Origin of the sequence: Neobacillus sp. YX16, assembly GCF_030123505.1 — a bacterium.
In the GTDB taxonomy this organism is placed as follows: Bacteria; Bacillota; Bacilli; order Bacillales; family Cytobacillaceae; genus Neobacillus.
This window is the reverse complement of sequence record NZ_CP126115.1, coordinates 1,781,480-1,799,620: the sequence shown is the minus strand read 5'-3', so window position 1 is coordinate 1,799,620 and position 18,141 is coordinate 1,781,480. Positions and strand designations below refer to the sequence as shown.

Annotated in this window: 19 protein-coding genes; 6 read left to right on the top strand and 13 right to left on the bottom strand. The window is 36.6% G+C overall.

The window, feature by feature from the left end:
- Positions 1–66 precede the first annotated feature (66 nt).
- Positions 67–1,005, bottom strand: a complete 939-nt coding sequence (gene cyoE / locus QNH48_RS08865; RefSeq protein ID WP_283954605.1) for a heme o synthase — start codon at positions 1,003–1,005, stop codon at positions 67–69.
- 589 nt (positions 1,006–1,594) lie between these two features.
- On the opposite strand from cyoE, the gene QNH48_RS08860 reads away from it, so the two are divergent.
- Positions 1,595–2,500, top strand: coding sequence for a COX15/CtaA family protein (locus QNH48_RS08860; protein WP_283954604.1), 906 nt, complete (start codon positions 1,595–1,597; stop codon positions 2,498–2,500).
- 40 nt (positions 2,501–2,540) lie between these two features.
- Here the strand turns inward: QNH48_RS08860 and pyc are convergent, their stop codons facing one another.
- From pyc to QNH48_RS08845, 3 genes are all read right to left on the bottom strand, one after another.
- A complete protein-coding gene (gene pyc / locus QNH48_RS08855; protein ID WP_283954603.1) occupies positions 2,541–5,981 on the bottom strand; it encodes a pyruvate carboxylase in 3,441 nt (1,146 codons plus the stop codon).
- A 58-nt stretch (positions 5,982–6,039) separates the two neighbouring features.
- Complete coding sequence (locus tag QNH48_RS08850) at positions 6,040–7,239, bottom strand: FtsW/RodA/SpoVE family cell cycle protein (RefSeq protein WP_283954602.1); 1,200 nt, start codon at positions 7,237–7,239, stop codon at positions 6,040–6,042.
- Positions 7,240–7,411: 172 nt separating this feature from the next.
- The gene (locus tag QNH48_RS08845; protein ID WP_095247795.1) at positions 7,412–7,693 is read right to left on the bottom strand and encodes an Fpa/YlaN family protein; all 282 of its coding nucleotides are present in this window, start codon (positions 7,691–7,693) and stop codon (positions 7,412–7,414) included.
- Positions 7,694–7,868: 175 nt separating this feature from the next.
- Here QNH48_RS08845 and QNH48_RS08840 point away from each other — a divergent pair, with 175 nt between their 5' ends.
- Positions 7,869–8,366 carry a peptidyl-prolyl cis-trans isomerase gene (locus tag QNH48_RS08840; RefSeq protein WP_283954601.1) on the top strand — a complete coding sequence of 166 codons (498 nt, stop codon included), beginning with the start codon at positions 7,869–7,871 and terminating at the stop codon, positions 8,364–8,366.
- A 61-nt stretch (positions 8,367–8,427) separates the two neighbouring features.
- Here the strand turns inward: QNH48_RS08840 and QNH48_RS08835 are convergent, their stop codons facing one another.
- Positions 8,428–9,804 carry a PhoH family protein gene (locus tag QNH48_RS08835; RefSeq protein WP_283954600.1) on the bottom strand — a complete coding sequence of 459 codons (1,377 nt, stop codon included), beginning with the start codon at positions 9,802–9,804 and terminating at the stop codon, positions 8,428–8,430.
- 156 nt (positions 9,805–9,960) lie between these two features.
- Here QNH48_RS08835 and QNH48_RS08830 point away from each other — a divergent pair, with 156 nt between their 5' ends.
- Entirely contained in the window at positions 9,961–10,548 is a 588-nt protein-coding gene (locus tag QNH48_RS08830; RefSeq protein ID WP_283954599.1) for a YhcN/YlaJ family sporulation lipoprotein, read from the top strand.
- Between the two features lie 31 nt (positions 10,549–10,579).
- Here QNH48_RS08830 and QNH48_RS08825 read toward each other — a convergent pair whose 3' ends face one another.
- Positions 10,580–11,035, bottom strand: coding sequence for a pyridoxamine 5'-phosphate oxidase family protein (locus QNH48_RS08825; protein ID WP_133369505.1), 456 nt, complete (start codon positions 11,033–11,035; stop codon positions 10,580–10,582).
- Positions 11,036–11,213: 178 nt separating this feature from the next.
- Between QNH48_RS08825 and QNH48_RS08820 the strand changes: the two genes are divergently transcribed.
- The gene (locus tag QNH48_RS08820) at positions 11,214–11,414 is read left to right on the top strand and encodes a YlaI family protein (protein ID WP_095247790.1); all 201 of its coding nucleotides are present in this window, start codon (positions 11,214–11,216) and stop codon (positions 11,412–11,414) included.
- 39 nt (positions 11,415–11,453) lie between these two features.
- Here QNH48_RS08820 and QNH48_RS08815 read toward each other — a convergent pair whose 3' ends face one another.
- Genes QNH48_RS08815 through typA form a run of 3 tightly spaced genes read right to left on the bottom strand, consistent with a single transcriptional unit; the run spans position 11,454 to position 13,948 of the window.
- A complete protein-coding gene (locus QNH48_RS08815) occupies positions 11,454–11,750 on the bottom strand; it encodes a hypothetical protein (protein WP_283954598.1) in 297 nt (98 codons plus the stop codon).
- Between the two features lie 13 nt (positions 11,751–11,763).
- On the bottom strand, positions 11,764–12,084 hold the full coding sequence (locus QNH48_RS08810) for a YlaH-like family protein (RefSeq protein WP_283954596.1): 321 nt from the start codon (positions 12,082–12,084) through the stop codon (positions 11,764–11,766).
- Between the two features lie 25 nt (positions 12,085–12,109).
- Complete coding sequence (gene typA, locus QNH48_RS08805; protein WP_283954595.1) at positions 12,110–13,948, bottom strand: translational GTPase TypA; 1,839 nt, start codon at positions 13,946–13,948, stop codon at positions 12,110–12,112.
- 414 nt (positions 13,949–14,362) lie between these two features.
- Between typA and QNH48_RS08800 the strand changes: the two genes are divergently transcribed.
- Positions 14,363–14,548 (top strand): YlaF family protein, encoded by a 186-nt coding sequence (locus tag QNH48_RS08800; protein ID WP_283954594.1) that lies wholly within the window; start codon positions 14,363–14,365, stop codon positions 14,546–14,548.
- A gap of 35 nt (positions 14,549–14,583) precedes the next feature.
- Here the strand turns inward: QNH48_RS08800 and QNH48_RS08795 are convergent, their stop codons facing one another.
- Positions 14,584–15,381 (bottom strand): inositol monophosphatase family protein, encoded by a 798-nt coding sequence (locus QNH48_RS08795; RefSeq protein WP_283954593.1) that lies wholly within the window; start codon positions 15,379–15,381, stop codon positions 14,584–14,586.
- A 193-nt stretch (positions 15,382–15,574) separates the two neighbouring features.
- A complete protein-coding gene (locus tag QNH48_RS08790; protein WP_095247798.1) occupies positions 15,575–15,769 on the bottom strand; it encodes a hypothetical protein in 195 nt (64 codons plus the stop codon).
- Positions 15,770–15,946: 177 nt separating this feature from the next.
- On the opposite strand from QNH48_RS08790, the gene QNH48_RS08785 reads away from it, so the two are divergent.
- A complete protein-coding gene (locus tag QNH48_RS08785) occupies positions 15,947–16,579 on the top strand; it encodes a YktB family protein (protein WP_133369510.1) in 633 nt (210 codons plus the stop codon).
- Between the two features lie 145 nt (positions 16,580–16,724).
- Here QNH48_RS08785 and QNH48_RS08780 read toward each other — a convergent pair whose 3' ends face one another.
- Positions 16,725–16,997: a UPF0223 family protein gene (locus tag QNH48_RS08780; protein ID WP_095247800.1), complete on the bottom strand. Its 273-nt coding sequence runs from the start codon at positions 16,995–16,997 to the stop codon at positions 16,725–16,727.
- A 45-nt stretch (positions 16,998–17,042) separates the two neighbouring features.
- Positions 17,043–18,002: an NAD(P)H-dependent flavin oxidoreductase gene (locus QNH48_RS08775; protein WP_283954592.1), complete on the bottom strand. Its 960-nt coding sequence runs from the start codon at positions 18,000–18,002 to the stop codon at positions 17,043–17,045.
- Positions 18,003–18,141 lie beyond the last annotated feature (139 nt).

Here is an 18,141-nt window from a genome sequence, read left to right as displayed (position 1 = left end):
CTCCGATATTTTAGTAATAACCTTAGGAATACTTATAATCCCCATTATTAAGAAAGAACATCCCAGCTAAACTAATGTAACAATGACCATTGCAACAAAAATAATTGTTAAATATTGCAATGAGTACACAAACATTAATTTTGCCCACTTAATATCATCTTTGATCTTATATCCATAAATCCCTAACACAAGCCAACCGATATTTAACACGGTTGCCAAAATTAGAAATGGGATTCCTAATGAAGTAAGTAATAAAGGTGTCGGCAGTAATGCGGCTACCCATATTAAGATGTGTTTCTTAGTTGTTTTAAATCCCTTTACTACTGGAAGCATTGGGATTCCCGCAGCTCTATATTCTTCTACACGCCTCATCGCTAATGCATAAAAATGTGGCGGCTGCCAAATAAACATAATAATGAACAGAGCCCATGCCATCATATCAAGATTTCCATCAATTGCAGCCCAGCCAATTAGTGGTGGTACAGCACCAGAAATACTACCTATGATTGTATTTGATACTAATTGACGCTTTGACCATAATGAGTACAGCACAACATAACTAAAAACTCCAAGCAGTCCAATCACTGTTGCAGTTACGGTAGTAAACAATAGAAAAATTGTTCCTAGAACAATTAAGAAAACACCCAATCCAAGCACCTTCGAAGGAACTATTTTCCCCGTAACCGTAGGTCTTGATTTTGTTCTTTCCATTAAAGGGTCAATGTCACGATCAATGAAATTATTTATGGAGCATGAACCCGCAATAATGAGGGAGGAACCAATAACGGTAAATAAAACTATATCTAGGTTACTTAGAAAACTTTGACCACTAAAATGTAGAGCCAGCCATATGCCAGTAAATGTTGTTATAAGATTTGAATTTACAATCCCAATCTTTATAAGTGCCATAAAATCTTTCCACATAGTGGATTTTGCCATATGAGAATTAAGACCCGTTGAGCCATTTTCTATCGTTGCTTCACCGTATGCCTTTGAATTTGGCATCTTTCCCCCTCCTAAATATGTTGTAATTATTATTATAATCCCGATAGATAACTTTACCAAATTATAATAGTTATTTAAAAGCTATTATTATTTTATAATATTGTTATTTAAGGAACACTTTCTCTGTATATTAAATCACACTTTAGTGTATTTTTGTGAATTTTTTTTGAATAATTTTTGTCTAAATTGTGTCCACCGGTATTTAATACCCATTATACTATATAATAGAATTTTTAGATAATAAAACACACTCTAAATTAAGTGAAATCCAAACATTTTCTTTGTGTTATAGACAACAAAAGCAAATATTATTGTTGTTATATATAAGACTAATTTAACCTTTCTTTTTATTTCTATCAGACCCTTATCTATTTAGCAATAGTTATCACTATAATAATAGTGATAACTTTAAGTTTTCTGCAATCTTAATTTCAATAAAAGTTATACAAAAATTTCAGTTATAATTCTGTTCTTTTTCCCATGTTTTCGTTATGATAAGGTAGTGCTTTTATCGCTTGATATTCCAAATCATTATACTTACAAAATATTGAACGAGATTTATTAGACTTTTATTTAAGAAGGTGATTGTTTGAGACGTTCTTTAAAGTGGTTAGCTGTGGCAACTACTATTGGGATGATATTAGTTTTACTTGGGGGCGCACTTGTTACAAAAACAGATTCCGGTATGGGGTGCGGAAGATCTTGGCCATTATGTAATGGGGAGTTCGTGCCAACGGAGATAACTGCTGAATTAGTTATCGAACTTGCTCACAGACTAGTATCTGGTTCGGTCGGTTTTATGGTACTCATATTATCCATTTGGACTTGGAAAGTAATCGGGCATATTAGGGAAACAAAATTCCTATCCTTTCTTTCTTTTTTCTTTTTACTATTGCAAGGATTAATAGGAGCAGCAGCTGTAATTTGGGAACAATCTGACTTTATTCTCGCATTGCACTTTGGTATATCACTCATTTCTTTCGCCGCTGTATTGTTGCTTACTTTATTAATCTTTGAAATCGATAAAAAGTTTGATGCAGATAAACTCATTATCGATAAAAGAATGAGTTTTCACATTATCTCTATTTCCTTTTATAGCTATTTTGTCATTTATACAGGTGCCCTAGTCCGACATACCAAATCAAGTTTGGTTTGCCGTGATTGGCCATTATGTATCAATGACAGCCCAGCCCTTCCAACTAACCTATTTGAATGGGTACAGATGGGACATCGTGCGGCGGCAGGTCTCATCTTTATTTGGATTGGATATGTTACTTATTTAGCAGTAAAAAAGTATCGTCAGCAAAAAGTTATCTATTGGGGTTGGATTAGTGCGTTTACTTTAGTATCCCTCCAGGTATTATCCGGAGCTCTTGTTATTTTTACCAGGTTAAATCTTTTCATTGCTTTAATGCATGCTTTATTTATTACCTGTTTATTTGGTGTCCTAAGCTATTTTCTCTTTTTACTTTCAAGATCACGAAAAAAACAATAAAAAAGTTGCCAGGTATTATACTTGGCAACTTTTTTTATGACTATTTATCCAATTCAAGTAGTAAATCTCCTGTTTGAATGGCTTCATCATTTTTTACATAAATTTCTTTTATTACTCCTGAAAAAGGAGCTTGAACGGTTGTTTCCATCTTCATAGCCTCAGTGATTATGAGATGGTCTCCTCGTTCCACCCGTTCCCCTTTTTCCACTAATACTTTGACAACAGTTCCAGGCATTGTGGCCGAAATATGTGTCTCATTTTTAGGATTGGCTTTTAATCTAGTTATTACTGCTGCTTTGATACTTTCATCTTTAATATTAACCTCACGCGGCTGACCATTTAGTTCAAAATAAACGACACGTGTACCATCCAACTGCGGCTGACCAATTGAGACAAGTTTAACAATAAGAGTTTTCCCTGTTTCAATCTCTACTTCAATTTCTTCCCCCAGCCTTAGACCGTAAAGGAAAGTAGGTGTATCTAGGAACGATATATTCCCATATAAGTCAACCGTATTCAAATACTCTTTATAAACTTTTGGATAGAGCGCATAGGAAATCAAATCAATTTCCGAAATGTTTCGTCCCAGCTCTTTAGATAACTCTTCCTTTAATTCAGAAAAATTCACTTCAGGCAGAAGCTCACCTGGACGAACCTCCAATGGTTTTTTCCCTTTTAATATTACGTTCTGCAGTTTTTCTGGGAATCCTTGATGCGGCTGACCGAGATACCCCTGGAATAATTCAACTACAGAATCCGGGAAGTCAATCGAGTCTCCATTTTTAAGGACTTCAGCTTCCGATAAATTATTTTGTACCATAAAGAGTGCCATATCCCCTACAACTTTAGAAGATGGCGTAACCTTTACAATATCCCCAAACATATGATTGACCCGGGTGTACATTTGCTTGACTTCATCCCACTGATCGCCAAGCCCCACACCCTTTGCTTGCTGTTGTAAATTACTGTATTGTCCGCCTGGCATCTCATGCTGGTACACCTCTGAATGTGGTGCAACCATTCCACTTTCAAAATCATAATAATATTTTCTAACATCCTCCCAATAATAGGAAAGCTGTTCAAGGGCATTAATATTTACATTTGGTTTCCTATCCTTACCTTCTAATGCGTAATAAAGAGAATTTGCACTTGGCTGTGAAGTTAGCCCAGCCATCGTACTTAAGGCTGTATCCACAATATCTACTCCACCGTCTATAGCACGAGCATAGGTGAAAATACCATTTCCGCTCGTATCATGAGTATGAAGATGGATTGGAATATCTATTGTTGCTTTTAATTCAGAAATAAGTCGATAGGCTGCTTCGGGTTTTAGCAAGCCTGCCATATCCTTTATCCCTAATATATGTGCCCCTTGATTCTCTAGTTCTTTTGCTAGTACTTTGTAATAGTTTAGATCATATTTTACTCTTGTTGGATCTAGAATATCGCCCGTATAACAAATGGCTGCTTCAGCGATTTTCCCACTATCCCTGACAGCCTCAATAGCGATTTCCATTCCTGGAACCCAGTTTAAGCTGTCAAAAACTCTGAATACGTCAATCCCTTCTTCCGCAGACTTTCTTACAAATTCTTTGATAAGATTGTCAGGGTAATTTTTATATCCCACTGCGTTGGAACCGCGGATTAACATTTGAAACAGAACATTTGGTATTTTTTCACGAAGAACATGCAATCTTTCCCATGGGTCTTCTTTTAAGAAGCGGTAAGCTACATCAAAAGTTGCTCCTCCCCACATCTCAAGTGAAAATAGGTTCGGTATAAGCTTTGCAGTCGGCTCAGCAATGTGCAAAATGTCCGTTGTTCTTACCCTTGTTGCCAATAACGACTGATGTGCATCTCTGAAGGTAGTATCCGTTAACAATACTTTATCTTGATTCTTTATCCACTGTACAAGACCTTCTGCACCATTTTGGTCTAGAATTTGTTTCGTTCCGTCCTGGTAAGGAAAATCATATTTTAATTTAGGCACTCGCGGTTTCGAAAACACGGGTCTTTTCTTTTTTTCAATACCCGGGAAACCATTGACCGTAACGTTTCCAATATACGATAGCATTTTGGTTCCACGGTCCTTACTAGCAGGAAATACGAATAACTCCGGAGTTGAATCGATAAATGAAGTATCATATTCCCCTCTTCTAAAATTCTCATGTCTTACAACATTCTCAAGAAAAGGGATATTGGTTTTTATTCCCCGAATTCTAAACTCTCTAAGATTCCGAACCATTTTAGAGGCTGCTTGTTCGAAGGTTAATGCCCATGTAGAAAGCTTCACAAGCAAAGAATCATAATAGGGTGTGATGACAGCACCTTGATAACCGTTTCCAGCATCAAGACGAACACCAAATCCTCCTCCAGAGCGATAAGCCATAATTTTTCCGGTATCAGGCATAAAATTATTAAGCGGGTCTTCTGTTGTAACACGTGACTGGATAGCAAAACCGTTAATCCGAATCTCTTCTTGTGGTGGAATCCCGACTATTGGACTGTGTAAATCCTGACCTTCAGCAACTAAGATTTGCGTATGTACAATATCAATTCCTGTTACCATTTCAGTTACCGTATGTTCAACCTGAATCCTTGGATTTACTTCAATGAAATAAAAGTCCTGACCAGAAACAAGAAATTCTACTGTCCCTGCATTTAGATAAGCTACATTCTTCATTAACTTAACTGCGGCTGCACAAATTTTCTCACGTAATGAATCGGATATTGATACACTTGGGGCTACTTCTACTACTTTTTGATGACGGCGCTGTACAGAACAATCCCGGTCATACAAATGGACAATGTTACCCTTTTTATCCCCAAATATTTGTACCTCAATATGTTTTGGTTTCTCAATTAATTTTTCCAGGTAAACTTCGTCACTTCCAAATGCTGCTTTGGCTTCTGATTTAGCACGGTCAAATGCTTCTTGCATTTCCTCTTGGTTCCTAACAATCCGCATACCACGTCCGCCACCGCCAAGGGCCGCTTTAATAATAATCGGATAACCATGATGGAAGGTAAATTCCTTAACTTCTTCGATGGTATCGACAGGACCATCACTGCCTGGAATTACGGGTATTCCAGCAAGTTCAGCTTGTTTCCTAGCTTTGACTTTATCACCGAACATATCTAGATGGCTTGATGTTGGTCCAATAAAAATAATTCCTTCATCCTCACAACGTCTTGCAAAGTGAATATTCTCTGATAAAAATCCATATCCTGGATGAATAGCATTTGCCCCGCTAAACTTAGCAATTTCAATGATTCCATCAATGTCTAGGTAGGCATCTATAGGTTTCTTTCCTTCACCAACTAAGTAGGCCTCATCTGCTTTATAACGATGATAGGCTCCAGTATCTTCCCTAGAATAAATTGCTACGGTTTTGATATTTAATTCAGTACAAGCCCTAAAAACCCGAATTGCAATTTCTCCTCTGTTCGCAACTAACACTTTATTAATTTGTCCTGTCAATTTTGGCACCCCTTATCTCATTTTGAATAAAAGCGCAGGGAACACTCTTCTCCCCGCGCTATGTTCTAAATTGATATACATTTCCATCTTGATGATTACTATTTTTTTCTTGGTGCTGTTGTTTATATTTATTTTCATATTTAACAAACATAGAAACATTTACTAGAATGCCAGAAGCAATTGCTAATTGCAGCAGTGAAGAACCGCCATAGCTTATAAACGGCAGAGGGACACCTGTAAGCGGTATAACACCTGAAACACCAGCTAGGTTGATGAACGATTGAATTCCAATCATACTTGAAATCCCTATTGCTAATAAACTTCCAAATGGATCTTTACACCGCAACCCAATATATATACCTCTTAAAACAATAAATGCCAGCGTAAGTACTACAAAGCTTACTCCCCAAATACCCAGTTCCTCCGCAATTACCGCCATTATGAAGTCAGTATGGGATTCTGGTAAATAGCCAAGTTTTTGCACACTTTTACCTAAACCTAAACCATTTATCCCTCCTGAACCAATTGCTATGTATGAATTCGCTAGGTGAAAACCTGCATCCAATTCATCCTCAAACGGATTACTTAAAACCGTAAATCGCTCTATTCGTTTCTCAGAAAATATTTCACCCTTTAAGGCAATAAGGAATGGAGAGGCTAAGATAAGCCCAAGTAAAATTAACTTTGCTATATTTTTAAAGTTCATTCCAGATGAAATAATAATTGTACCTGCGATTAAACCAATGATCATCGCTGTTCCAAAGTCAGGCTGCAAAGCAATTAAACCACAAACAATAACAAGATATGCTAAGGGAGGCAGAACTCCGTGATTAAATTTATTTATATATGCCTGCTTTTTTGCATACACTGCAGACAAGTAAATAATGACAAATATTTTTACAAACTCTGCTGGCTGCAGGCTTAATGGACCGATTTTAAACCAACTCTGGGCATTCCCAGCAACATGTCCAAAAATAAAAAGCCCCAAAAGCCCAAATACAGAAAGACCAACCATAGGTACTAGAAATTTTGTGCTTTTCATTATTTTATAAGGAAACAATGCAGTAAAAATAAATACCACAGCTGCCCCTAGTAAAAATAGTCTTTGCTTGGTGTAAAAATGGTCACTAGGAACTTCATACCTTTGGACGCTTGAGGCCATGCTGGCACTATAAACCATTACTAATCCAAATAAAGATAAAAGGATGATTGCGATAATTAGTGAATAATCATAGGATTTCAATATTTTTTTAAACATGTTATAACTTCCTCGTTTTTAAAATTGTCGTTATTGCTATTATAATAGAAAATGGAACGAATTAGTTGAGGAAAAGTTACATTACTCCAATCTTTTGAATAGGAATATTCTGAAAAAATAAAAGGTTAATAAAAAACTCAAACAACACATCACCATTGTTTGAGTTTTTTAGCTATTTTCTAAGGGATGCTTCATGAAGCGCAGATAATTCTCTTTCTAATTTATCTAAAATCGCTTTGCCATCCTTGACTTCAATTAAGCCTAATCTTACCGCAAATTCTATCTCTCTCGATAAACCAAACATTTGCGTATCCAATACCTCTTCATAAAGAGGGCATTGAGGCATCGTGAGATTTTCCATTTGCACCTTAATAAGCTTTAATATTTTTTCAGCGTCTGCCTGTAACAAGGCATAGGCTTTTTCCTGATGATTCACTATCATTTCAGACGCCAACATTGATCCCCCCATTTCAGAGCGATAACCCAACTTATCTATAAATTTTACCTTTTACCACAGAAAAATGCAAGAACAATAACCTAGAGGGGCATATAGTTCCTTCATATTCCTTATATGACATTCATTCTATTTCACGCTATACTTTAATAGAAATGAACTGGAGGAATGAAAGATGGAAAATATAATCGTACTATCCGGAAAGGTAAAATACACAATTACTCTCGATCCCACAGTTTGGATATTTGATGATCGAAAGGTGGATTTGACTACATACTTCTCTACATCCTTTGAAAATAAAAATGAACTTGAGGAGTACACTAAATCGGTATCAAAACATTGGGACAGAGAAATCATGGAGGGTGCTGTCTATCCGCCAACATTAAAAACGGAGAAGAAATATGAGAAGGAAAAGGTATTAACAGGTAGTTTCGGTATACCTATCCTGCCTTTTTTAAAAAATGCAGAACTTGTTGAAGATGCCTTCGCATTAACCATAAAAACTACAGCATCAGAACATGAGATATCTCTTGATAAGGCAAAGGATCTAATATTAGGTTTTTCAGATGGTGGTAAACCACTTTCAGAAGATGGACCTGTCCATGTTTATTTCGGTGATGGTTCCAACCTATTAGACCCGATAAAGAACGTAAGAGCGTTTATTATTAAATAGTAAACAACGGGTGCCAATTTGGTACCCGTTTTTTGCGATTATCATTCATATGTCTCTTCGGCTACAGCAAATCGGCTGCCAGCCTGGCTAATCCTGATCGTTCCCCTTTTAACAGCTTAACATGTCCGGAAATAACCTGGTCTTTAAAACGTTCCACGACATAGGTTAGACCATTATTGTAGGCGTCAAGATATGGATGGTCTATTTGTTCAGGATCACCCATTAAAACAATCTTGCTACCCTCACCCACACGCGTTAAGATTGTTTTCACTTCATGTTTTGTTAAATTTTGGGCTTCATCAATAATAATAAATTGCTTTGGCAGACTTCTTCCCCTGATATAGGTTAAAGCTTCTACCTCTATCGAACCCATTCCTGCAAGGATTGCATCCAATTCTCCTGGCTTTTTAGTATTAAAAAGGTATTCAAGATTATCAAATATCGGCTGCATCCATGGTCTAAGTTTTTCTTGTTTTTCACCGGGCAAATACCCTAGATCCTTACCTACCGGTACAATCGGTCTGGCTACTAATAGCTTTTTAAATTCTCTAAAGTCCTCTGTCTGCATTAGTCCAGATGCCAGCGCCAGCAAGGTTTTACCTGTCCCTGCTTTTCCGATTAGGGTAATAAGCGGGATATCCTTACGAAGCAGCAGCTCGATTGCCATCGTTTGCTGCACATTTCTAGGGTGAATTCCCCATACATGTTCTTGATTAATAGCAAGTTTCTTTACCTTTTTTCTTGTTTTATCGACCATCCCTAACGCTGACGCGGAACCTCCTAGTGCGTCTTTCATGATTAAGTATTGATTTGGATAAAATGAATACTTTCCAATTTCCGATAAAAGTAATTCCCCTTTTTCATAAAAGGAACCCAACAATTCTACAGATAAAAAAACTTCCAAAAAACCTGTGTAAATATGGTCAATTTCGACCACCCTGTCACTTAAAAAATCTTCAGCAGTTAATCCAATAGCGTCTGCCTTTACCCTGACTAATGTATCCTTACTTACAAGGATTACAGGCTTTCCATTTTCCTTTTGCTGTTCTTCTGTTGATAAATTTTTTGCAACTGCGAGAATTCGATTGTCATTTGTTTTTTCTACAAAAATTTCTTGTAATTCATGAAAAGCACGATGATTAAGTTCAATTCTAATTGTTCCACCATTTTCAAGAGGGATTTTTTCATGAAGCTTACCCGCTGCTCGCAATTCATCAATTAATCTTGATACATGACGGGCATTTCTCCCTATTTCATCCATGTACCTTTTCTTTGAGTCCACTTCTTCAAGGACAACTGCAGGAATGACTACTTCATTATCTTCGAATGAGAATATGGAATACGGGTCTTGTAATAAGACGTTTGTATCTAACACGTATATTTTACTCAAAGCGACGCCTCCACTTTTTCTAGTTGATTGGTTTGTTAATCCGTTCATTACAAACCTATTGCTAGATAGGACTTTGGTAAAATATATGTTTGTTCGAATAAAGATAGAAGGATTTCCGCACAATAAATGTAAGTTGAGTATAACGAAATTCCAGAGAACACAAGTGAATCGGTTATACAACTCTATCTGGAGGTGGATTTTATCATGAAGAAGCTTTTCATATTTACCACTTTAGTTTTGGTCCTAGCTGCTTGTAACAACAATAGCAACAATGCGCAAAATAATGAAAAGCAATCATTGGTTAACGTTAAAAACAGTTATATAGAAGATGTAGACCGGAAAACGGGTCAGGAGGTTTCCAAACGATTAGTTGACCTTGCCACTAGTATTCCAAATGTTCATGATGCAACCGCAGTTGTCATTGGCAGATATGCCATTGTTGGTATCGATGTAAATTCAAAGATTGAACGGTCTCAAGTGGGCTCAATAAAATATTCTGTTGCAGAAAGCTTGAAGGAAGACCCTTATGGTGCACGCGCAATCGTAGTGGCTGATGCAGATACAAATCAGCGTCTGAAAGAAATTGCCGCAGATATCGAAAAAGGAAGACCCCTACAAGGTATAATGGAAGAGCTTGCCGACGTGGCAGGCAGACTAATGCCTGAAATCCCTGGAGATATAATTGATCCTAATCCTAAAAATGCTCCAGAAGAACCAAAGAAAAAGCTGCAGGAGAACGAGAAGAAAAGTTTAGAGGATAAACAGCAAGAAGAATCCAAACATTATAAATAAAAGGTTATAAATAGAAAAGCTTAGTCATCGACTAAGCTTTTTTCATTGCTTCCATTACCTGGGTATCTAACCGGGCAGCAGCGTTTTTATCATATGTTTTGTCATACTGTGGCTCTGTAACAATTTTGGAACCATAAAACATGACATCCCTAACCTCATGAATCTGAATTTCAATCAACGCAAGCTTTAAAGGAACGTCCTGAAGCCGTTCTTCTTTCAATGATGCTTCACCTTGTATGGAATATGTAGATTCATTAGCAATTAAATTGATAACCACTTTATTATTTTGTGTGATATTTTGAATAATTCTAGATTTATTATCTACTGCAAAATAAATGGTTTCTTCATCTTTTGCTAAAATCCAAGATATCGCGTTAACATTTGGACCACCTGTTTCATAATCTACCGTTGCTAATGTTACAAACCTTTCTTTCTGCAGCTCATCATATAATGGCTTAATGAGTCTTGGTTCTACTTGATTCGGCATACTTACAACCCCTTCATTCAATTCCTTACATCCTTATATCAAAAAGACAGACATTCTCATAGTACTATTATCTGTTTTTTTCAGCAACTTAATCACAATTGATTTACTTGATATCATCTTTGCATGATATACTATAGTATAAGAAAAGCAAGACTAGAATGGACTCGTGAGGTGCTTTATGAGAGTAAAATGCGTAATCTGCGACAAAATTGAATCGATTGAAGATGAATCATTTGTAGCTAAACGTCTTCGAAATCGTCCTATCCATACATATATGTGTCAAGACTGTAGTAGTAGAATCTCTGATAAAACAAAAGCAAGAATTGATACAGGTAACTTTAGATTTTATCGAGCACAGTCTGAGAAGGATGATTGGTAAAAAACATGCCAATTCCGTTGTGGAATTGGCATGTTTTTTTTATTCATTTTCAAACGGGAAGTTGCAATATTTATCAGGCTCTTGGTTAATTTGCTTAAGCATTACTTCGATAAGTTCACGAGGAAATCTCGCCTTCTTCGATTCACCCTCATGAATATAAGTGACATAATACATCACATCATCAGTTGTCACTTCAACGTTTGATAAATGTTGTTCATTCTTAATAATTTCATCAAAAAGGTCTAACGTTTCTCTTGCTGCAGTATCCTCAGGACGAGCGTCGCATACAACCTTTATCGAAAGCCAATTATAGAGTGCATCCTGTACCGATCTCATGTTTAATCCCCCGTTACTTTGCCTCAACCTGCTGTTTTTTCGACTGATGTAAGCGAATTTTGTAAATGATTAAAATCAAAGCTGCTACAACAAGCCCTTCTGTTATTGGTAAAAAGATTCCAAGTGCAGTAAGAATCGTACACCCTGCAGCTAAAAATATATAAATCAATATTGATTTTATTAACGGCAGCTTCTGCTTCTGTGCAAAGCCAAGTTTATAAACCAAAATTGAGAGAGCTACAATTGTAAAATAAAGCAGCCACATTCCCAATTTTGGTTGTTCAGTTACTTTATAGAGGGCTGAAAAAAAAGAAAGCCGGTCCGCTACATTCACGCCTATTACCTCCCCCGAAGAGAAATTAACTTAATTCTGCGACCTTTTTCTTTTTGGCCATTCTTTCACGTTCATTTTTATCTAGAATCTTTTTACGTAAACGGATTGACTCTGGTGTAACTTCACAGTATTCATCCTCGTTTAGGTATTCTAATGACTCTTCAAGTGTCATTAGTCTTGGTTTCTTAATAACCGATGTTTGATCCTTGTTTGCAGAACGAATATTTGTTGCTTGTTTCACTTTTGTGATATTAACAGTAATATCATTTTCACGCGTGTGTTCGCCAACAATCATACCTTCATATATTTCAGTACCAGGTTCAACGAAAATTGTTCCACGGTCCTCAACATTCATAATACCATAAGTAGAAGCTTTTCCTGATTCCATTGATACTAGCACACCTTGACGTCTTCCTCCCACTTGACCTTGAAGCATTGGCTGATAGCTGTCAAATGTGTGATTTATTATTCCATAACCACGTGTCATTGTTAAGAATTCTGTCGTGTAGCCAATAAGTCCACGTGCTGGAACATTAAAGATTAAGCGGACTTGACCTGATCCGTTATTAATCATATCAATCATTTCGCCTTTACGGGCACCAATTGATTCCATTACAGAACCTGTATGCTCTTCTGGTACATCAATTTGTACTCTTTCAATCGGCTCACTACGAACACCATCAATTAATTTTACAATAACTTCAGGCTTAGAGACTTGAAGCTCATAGCCTTCACGACGCATGTTTTCGATTAAAATCGATAAATGAAGCTCACCACGACCAGAAACAATCCAAGCATCCGGAGAATCTGTATTTTCAACACGTAAGCTTACATCTGTTTGCAGCTGAGCGAGTAGTCTTTCTTCAATCTTTCTAGAAGTTAAGTACTTACCTTCTCTACCTGCAAATGGGCTGTTATTAACAACAAAAGTCATCTGTAATGTTGGTTCATCAATTCTAAGAATTGGTAATGCTTCTTGATGCTCAACCGGACAAACGGTTTCGCCCACGTTAATATCTTCCATACCTGAAACAGCAATTAAGTCTCCCGCTACTGCTTCTTGAATTTCCTGACGTTTTAGTCCAAAGAAACCAAAGATTTTCGTTACACGGAATTGTTTAACAGAACCATCTATTTTCATTAATGAAACCTGCTGTCCCACATGCATGGTGCCGCGGAAAACGCGCCCAATTCCAATTCTTCCAACATAGTCATTATAGTCAAGAAGAGCAACTTGGAATTGTAATGGCTCATCACGATTGTCAATTGGTGCTGGTATGTTTTCCACAATGGAATCATACAAACATTGCATGTTTTCATCTTGCTTTTCATGATCCAGGCTGGCAGTTCCGTTTATTGCAGATGCAAAAATGAACGGGAACTCAAGTTGATCTTCATTAGCACCTAATTCAATAAATAAATCAATGACCTCATCAATTACTTCCAAAGGACGAGCAAAGTCACGGTCAATTTTATTAACGACAACAATTGGAGTCAAATTTTGTTCTAACGCCTTTTTTAATACGAAGCGTGTTTGTGGCATTGTTCCTTCATAGGCATCCACGACTAGTAAAACACCATCAACCATTTTCATGATACGTTCAACCTCGCCGCCAAAATCGGCATGTCCAGGAGTATCTAAAATATTGATTCGTTTATCCTTATATTGAATCGCTGTGTTTTTAGCGAGAATCGTAATTCCACGTTCCCTTTCAATATCGTTGGAATCCATCGCACGTTCCTCAACGTGCTCATTTGTACGAAATGTTCCTGACTGCTTTAATAATTGGTCAACCAAAGTCGTTTTCCCGTGGTCAACGTGTGCGATAATTGCTATATTGCGGATATCTTCTCTTAATTTCAAGTGCTTCACTCCTACTTCTATTTAAAAAAATTTTAAGCTATTTATAGTTTCCCATTAACAACTAAAGTATTATACCACATTAATGGTGGAAAACTAAAAGCATTTTCTGTAGAATATAGCTATATTATTTATCACAAGGAATATTTCTTTATTTGGCTGTCTTAAACTGGGCTGTTGATTTGTGCTCCAGGCGGTTCAGGAAACCTCCTCGACGCTAAGAGATAAGCGGGGTCTCCCCTGTCCTGTCCTCCTGCAGGACATTGATTTCCTTCCTCGAATCTGCCCACGCACGAAGAAAATGCGATAGCATTTTCGAGGAGTCTCGCGCCTTCCGCACAAATCAACAGGATTCTAAAATCAACATTCACCTATAATACAGCCATTTATTTAGATGACGAAGGGGACTAGCTAAAAATGAAGCAAATTAAATGGATTTTTGTATTTTACGCTATACTTGCAACCGTAAGTATTATGGGAATTGGTGTGGCAATTGGTGAAAAAAGTATTTTAGGTATTATTGGCAGTATCATGGCATTAGTACTTGTCATGGGCTTCGGTTTTAAAACAAAAGCTAAATTTAGAGCTAATGGAGAATTATAGGAAAATGGTAAAAAGAAGCCTAAATAGGCTTCTTTTTACCATTTTCCTTCTTTTAAATAATCATTTATGATGGTTGGGTGTAACCCTGGTTTTGCGACGAGCAGTGAATCTTTTGAAAGGAAATCAAGCTTTTTCCCTCTAAGATTGGTTACATGGCCACCTAATTCTTCAATAATAACAGCACCTGCAGCCACATCCCAAGGGGAAAGTCTCATCGAAATATAGGCATCCACTCTTCCTGTTGCCACAAACACCATTTCAAGTGCAGCAGTACCATATGATCTTGTACCTCTTGCCTCTTTAACCAGTGGTATTAGCAGGTTATGGTCAATACGATGGTTTTCCATTACCCAACTTGCATTTAATGCTATGATTGATTCTTTGACTGTCACTTTATTTAATGGAGGCAGCTGGGTTTCATTCATAAAGGCTCCTTTACCACTAATAGCATGATATAATTCACCGTGAGCAACATCATAAATAATCCCAATTTTACCAATACCATTTTCATATACACCTAAGGATATGGCAAAATTTCGCTGTTGATGAATAAAGTTCATTGTCCCATCAATCGGGTCAATAATCCATACAACTCCATCAAGATTACTTACTTCATCCCCAAAACCTTCTTCACCGAATATTCTATGGTTCACGAAAGTCTTTCTGATTTTATTAATAAAAAATTGTTCAATTTCCTTATCTATATTGGTTACTAAATCATTGGGATTTGATTTGGTTTGGATATTTAACGTCTTAGAAAAAGAATCCCTAATTTTATCCCCAGCTTCCATTACCCATTGCTTAGCTTGAAGATCAATGTATTCCCAGTCCATATTTCCCCTCCCATAATATGTATTATCCTTAGCTTAATCAAAATTAGGTAAGCCTTCAACTTTTAACAATCCTAAACTAACAGGGCAAAACAATAAACGAACTCTCTACTTCCCTACTCAGAGTTCGTTTTATAATTTTAATATAAATTTCTTTATTTTCATTCTAAATTGTATCCCCTTTGAAAACAAATTATCAAAGAGCTTTTAGTTTTAATAACTCCAGGCGGATTTTCTCCAACTTTTGTTTGCATTCCTTCATCTTTTTTTCGTTTTTTTCTTCAAGAGCTTCAAATAATGTTGCCAACTCATAATCCATTTCTAATCGTAAATATGCCATTCTTTCCTTCTCGCCAACTTTTTTTAGTGAAGTATTCATTAATTGTTTCATTTTAGCTTTCTCCTTTCAATCGTTTTTTAATTTTTCAGACTATTTTTAGTAATATAATATGAGCCACCATGCAAGGTTGCAACAAATATGTGCGTTAACCTATATAAGCAGTTCGTTTCAAGAATTTTCGCCAGTATGCTACAATGAATGACAAATGTCTGCATATGGAGGTTCATCATGGACTTTAAAAACTTTACTAATGAAGATTTCGATGTTTTTCAAATAGATGGATTAGAGGCAAGAATGGATGCACTTAAAGAGAGAATCCGCCCTAAATTAGAAAGTCTAGGACAGTATTTTGCACCTGCGTTAACAACTTTGACTGGGGATGAACTATTTGTTCATGTTGCCAAACATGCTAGGAGAACGATTAATCCGCCAAAAGATACATGGGTTGCATTTGCAAATAATCCACGTGGATACAAAATGCTTCCACATTTTCAAATCGGACTGTGGAATACTCATGTATTTATTTGGTTTGCTGTTATTTATGAAGCACCCCAAAAACAAGATTTTGCGAAAAGATTTACCAAAAAAATTAATAAAATTTATAAGGAAACACCAAAAGACTTTGTTTGGTCATTAGATCATACAAAAGCAGAATCGGTGCCACATGGAAATCTTTCAAAAGAAGATTTACGGGGCATGTTTGAAAGGCTGGAACAAGTGAAAAAAGCAGAAATATTATGTGGATATGAAATTAAACGTGATGACGTTCTTAAATTAAGCGAAGAAGACTTCCTACAGCGAATTGACTATGTTTTTAATAAAGTTGCACCTTTATATAAAATTGCTCTTAATATCAAATAAAAGACGAATAAATCAATAAACTTTGTACGGGCTCTCATCTCTCTTATGAGTGACCACTGCTGCTCTTTTTATAACGTTTCGGGCTCTCATCCTATAAGAGCTCTAAATGAAAAAACTCTGAACCTAGTTCAGAGTTTTTTTCTCATTATTTCATTTTAATCCTATCACCAAAAGAGGCATCTTTTGCTTTTTTTATTGCCCGATAGGAAGAATAACCACTCATTTCTTCAAATTCACCACAAAGTGTTTTTTCTTCTGCTTTACTCGGTACGATTTCTTTAAACCTCCGGTAAATATTCATGAGTTCTTCACGGTCAATTCCTTTTTCATATGCTCGTTCAACAGCTTCGTAGAACTTAATTACATCAACAATTTCATCTGTTGTCCAATGGTAATCAATTGGGTATTGGTATTCCAAGTTGTTTTCACCTGCTTACTTTATTTACATATATGTATAATACCCTTATTTTGCCCATTTTCCACGAATTTGCTCAGCATCAGAAATCATTCGATTAAATAATTCTTCAACGGTTGGTATATCCTTTATGAGTCCCATCACTTGCCCTGCCCATGCAAAACCCTCATCTTCAACACCATCATGTATATATCGTTTGTTTGCCTGTCCGCTAATATAATTCTTCAATTGATCATAACCGCCGTTTTCTTTTTCAATATCTAAAATTTTATCGGTCCAACTATTTGAAATAACACGTGCTGGTGCCCCTATTGTGCGTTTAATTATCACTGTATTAGCTTCTGAGCCCTCAACTAGTCTTTTTTTGTAAAGATCATTTGCATGTACACATTCCTTAGTAGCAATAAATCTCGTCCCCATTTCAATTCCTTCTGCTCCTAAACTGAGAGCTGCCATTAGTCCTCTGCCATCTCCAATACCACCTGATGCAATTACAGGGATAGAAACTGCATCAACCACTTGAGGGATTAATACCATCGTTCCAATATCATCCCGTCCAAGATGGCCGCCACCTTCCTGCCCCACTACCATTACTGCATCTGCGCCTAATTCTTCAGCCTTTTCAGCCTGCCTCCTAGCCGCTACAAGAACTAATTTTTTTATCGTTGTTCCTTTTAACTGTTCAAATATCGGTGCAGGATTTCCACCTGTCATAGAAATAACTGGTACGTCTTCATCAATGGCTACTTGAAGCATATCTTCAAAGGGGCGATTATGCTGTCCAATTGCGTAATTTACTCCGAATGGTTTATTAGTAAGCTCCTTAACTTTTCTAATTTCCTCCCGAAGTTGAGCCGGATTATCTAGTGACATTGCAGTAATTTGACCAAGTCCACCTGCATTGGAAACAGCTGCAGCAAGTTCAGAATAGGCTAGATGAGCTAAACCTCCTTGTATAATGGGATATTGGATATTAAGTATTTCAGTAACTCGCGTTTGCCAATTCAATGAAACCCCTCCTAATTAATGTTACCATCATATTTCGCTCTTAAAGGTTAATTTTCCTGTTTAATTGAGAAACTAACTTAACACTATAAAAAGTGGTTTAACATTTACACAAATTTCTATGCAAGCACTGGTATTAGTG

What these genes read in the sequence shown, in the direction of transcription:
- QNH48_RS08820 (WP_095247790.1), top strand. Translation starts at nt 11,214, where the DNA reads ATGAGAGTAAAATGCGTAATCTGCGACAAAATTGAATCGATTGAAGAT.
- QNH48_RS08830 (WP_283954599.1), top strand. Translation starts at nt 9,961, where the DNA reads ATGAAGAAGCTTTTCATATTTACCACTTTAGTTTTGGTCCTAGCTGCT.
- QNH48_RS08825 (WP_133369505.1), bottom strand. Translation starts at nt 11,035, where the DNA reads ATGCCGAATCAAGTAGAACCAAGACTCATTAAGCCATTATATGATGAG.
- cyoE (WP_283954605.1), bottom strand. Translation starts at nt 1,005, where the DNA reads ATGCCAAATTCAAAGGCATACGGTGAAGCAACGATAGAAAATGGCTCA.
- QNH48_RS08800 (WP_283954594.1), top strand. Translation starts at nt 14,363, where the DNA reads ATGAAGCAAATTAAATGGATTTTTGTATTTTACGCTATACTTGCAACC.
- QNH48_RS08785 (WP_133369510.1), top strand. Translation starts at nt 15,947, where the DNA reads ATGGACTTTAAAAACTTTACTAATGAAGATTTCGATGTTTTTCAAATA.
- QNH48_RS08840 (WP_283954601.1), top strand. Translation starts at nt 7,869, where the DNA reads ATGGAAAATATAATCGTACTATCCGGAAAGGTAAAATACACAATTACT.
- QNH48_RS08795 (WP_283954593.1), bottom strand. Translation starts at nt 15,381, where the DNA reads ATGGACTGGGAATACATTGATCTTCAAGCTAAGCAATGGGTAATGGAA.
- QNH48_RS08790 (WP_095247798.1), bottom strand. Translation starts at nt 15,769, where the DNA reads ATGAAACAATTAATGAATACTTCACTAAAAAAAGTTGGCGAGAAGGAA.
- QNH48_RS08835 (WP_283954600.1), bottom strand. Translation starts at nt 9,804, where the DNA reads ATGAACGGATTAACAAACCAATCAACTAGAAAAAGTGGAGGCGTCGCT.
- QNH48_RS08815 (WP_283954598.1), bottom strand. Translation starts at nt 11,750, where the DNA reads ATGAGATCGGTACAGGATGCACTCTATAATTGGCTTTCGATAAAGGTT.
- QNH48_RS08850 (WP_283954602.1), bottom strand. Translation starts at nt 7,239, where the DNA reads ATGTTTAAAAAAATATTGAAATCCTATGATTATTCACTAATTATCGCA.